The sequence below is a fragment of the Acidiphilium sp. genome (assembly GCF_049977125.1).
In the GTDB taxonomy this organism is placed as follows: Bacteria; Pseudomonadota; Alphaproteobacteria; order Acetobacterales; family Acetobacteraceae; genus Acidiphilium.
On the sequence record NZ_JBMFGY010000265.1, the window covers coordinates 1 to 2,914 of the forward strand.

Annotated in this window: 2 protein-coding genes; both read left to right on the forward strand. The window is 60.0% G+C overall.

What is annotated here, in order from left to right:
* Window positions 1–128 precede the first annotated feature (128 nt).
* Entirely contained in the window at window positions 129–1,847 is a 1,719-nt protein-coding gene (locus tag ACP5E6_RS17835; RefSeq protein WP_427956541.1) for a hypothetical protein, read from the forward strand.
* A 583-nt stretch (window positions 1,848–2,430) separates the two neighbouring features.
* A partial coding sequence (locus tag ACP5E6_RS17840; protein ID WP_427956543.1) for an acyltransferase family protein occupies window positions 2,431–2,914 on the forward strand: 484 nt, incomplete at its 3' end.

Sequence of the window (2,914 nt, forward strand, 5' to 3'; positions counted from 1 at the left end):
CCGAAGCCCTCCGCGCCTACACCTGGCTGCTCCACAGCGGCGCCCCGTTCATCAACATGCCAGGCTTCCAAACCACCGAGCAATTCTGGATCGTCCCCCTCACGCCGCAAAAACCCCACTAATCCCGCATGGGCGGCCTGTTCATCACCACCCACAAGGATCACGCCCGCCGTCAGGCCCTCGCCGCCATCACCCGCCCGCATTTCGCCCGCGCCGGCCTCACCAACCCCGCCACGATCGACACCGGCACAATCCTGATCGACCATTACCCGAAATACCGCCACCCCACCCCAACCGCCCTGCATCTCGACAATGGCGATCACGCCATCGCCATCGGCACCTTCCTCTTCAAGGGCAGAACCGGCCCCGAGGCCCTGCGCGACTACCTCACCCACCCCAACCCGCCACCCGAACATTGTCGCGGCGCCTATCTCCTGCTGATCAGCCGCAACGGCCGCATCACCCTCCACGCCGACGCGCACGCCACCTATGAACTCTACCTCGATCAATCCCGTACCCTGTTCAGCACCGTTTTCCTCGCCCTCGCCGCCTGCCTGCCCCGCCGCACCCTCCGCCGCGCTGAATCTCTCGAATACATCATCGGCGGCGTCACCCTCGGCACCGGCACCCCGATCGCGGAAATCGACCGGCTCGATCTCGGCGAAACCATCGACCTCACCGACACCGCCCGCCGCCACATCGCCCGTCCCCGCCTCATCGAACCCGAACGCCCCGCCCCGATCGAGGAATTGATCGAGCGCAGCCTCACCAGCCTGCGCGAAACGATGGCCGACTACGCCACCGCGTTCGACAACCGCATCCGCATCAGCTTTTCCGGCGGCTACGACAGCCGCCTCCTCCTCGCCCTCGCGCGCGATCGCGGCGTCGACCCCCATCTCTTCGTCTATGGTTCCGCCACCTCGCCCGACGTCCGCCACGCCGCCACCCTCGCCCGCGCCGAAGGCGTCAGCTTCGAGCATATCGACAAATCGCTGATCCGCCCGGTCACGATCGACGCGTTCCCCGCGATGCTCCGCGCCAGCTACGAGATGAACGACGGTTTTTCACAATACTGGATGTTCTGCTCGGATTCCGAAAACTACGCCCGGATCGACCGTTGTGCCGGCGAGGGTGTCGTGATGAACGGCGGCGGCGGCGAAGTCTTCCGCAATTTCTTCAAATTCCGCGGCCAGTCGATGAGCGTCACCGGCTTCATCCGCGCCTTCTTCAGCAGCTACGACCCCGCCATCCTGGCCGATCCCCATCTCGGCGCGGAATACGAGGCCAATCTCGCCCGCAAGATCACCACCTTGTTCGCCCTCGACCAGCCCCGCCTCACCCGCGCCCATGTGCAAAGCCTCTACCCCCATCTACGCTGCCGCTCCTGGTTCGGCCGCGACACCAGCCTCGATTCCCGCTTCGGCCACCGCGCCACCCCCTATCTCGAACCCACCATCGTCAGCACCGCCCTGCAAATCCCCCTGAGCTGGAAACATTTCGGCGTCTTCCAGGGCCGCCTGATCAACGCCCTCGCCCCCTCCCTCGCCGCCCATAATTCCAGCCACGGCTACCCCCTCAACCGCGACCCACCCTGGCGCGCCCGCGTGGGGGACCTGCGGCTTCTGGCGCAACCGCTGCGCACCCGGCCGTATAATTCAAGACTGAGACATAGATTCTCAAATAAAAGCCAATGGCCGCAGGAAATCAAACCGAATCTTCTCCACGCCGTGATCGACGATTCATTTCCCCGGACGTCGCCTTTACTCCGCGCGGACCAATTGCGTGATGCCGCACAATTCCAACGATTATGCGTGTTGGAGTATTTTCTGAACGCTATCGACCAGTGAGTGATTGAACTCATCTGACTTGTCGCAGGACATCAAACATTCTATCAGAATATCGTCGGCAATGACGGAGGGTATTGATTTTGTGATTTCAGTCGCTGAACGAAGACGTTCCGATTTATTCGGACGCCTTGCGCCCTCCCGGTTGTCTTCCATGATACAGCACTGCCCTTCTGTCACTGGCTTCCCCTCCCGCTGCGCGATCGCTACGCAAAACTCCTCGGCCGCCAGAACCGCCAGGATAACAACCTGTTCTGGACCCCCAGACGAATCGCCGCATCCCTACCCGAATTCCATCGCGTTTCGCGTTTTTTCCACTATCCCAGCTTCTCCGACTGGAAAGAAGTCAGCGACTGGCTGGCACAGCACCCGATCGGCGATTATGAGAGGCCGCTCGGTATCCGGCAAACCTATTACCAACTCGCCGGACTACTTGGCGACAATGCCCATTATTTCCTGCCGAACCTCGCCGCCATATGGCAACGTAACGCTGGCCAATCCGAATGAATCGGCAGTTATCCCGCTAGACCCGAAAAATGCACGGTCCTACATATCATCATCAATGACATCGATGTGACTGATCCGTATGAACAAAGAAACCTCGATTTATCTGGATGCCGTGCGCTTCACTGCCGCCCTGGCCGTATTTTTCGATCACATCTCCGGTAGCCGATTCACCGGTGGCCTATTCTGGCAGATGGGACCCTACGGTCCGGAAGCGGTCGATGTGTTTTTCGTGCTGTCTGGCTTCGTCATTGCCTATGTTTACGACACGCGGGAAAACACCCCGATGCGCTATGCAGTCAGCCGCTTCGCTCGGATTTATTCGGTTGCATTACCAGCCTTGATAGCAACATTCATCCTCGATGATATTGGCCGCAAGGCTCGGCCCGGGATCTACGAAGCTTATTGGGGTTACCAATGGCATGGGAGACTGTCTCAACTCATCCATGCAATTTCCTTTACCAACCAAATCTGGTTCAATCAGGTGCAGCCGGGATCAAACTTTCCTTATTGGTCCCTCGGCTTCGAGGTCTGGTATTATGTCATTTTCGCGGTTGCCGTCTTTG

Coding starts and splice junctions, on each gene's coding strand:
- ACP5E6_RS17835 (WP_427956541.1), top strand. CDS start 129: ATGGGCGGCCTGTTCATCACCACCCACAAGGATCACGCCCGCCGTCAG.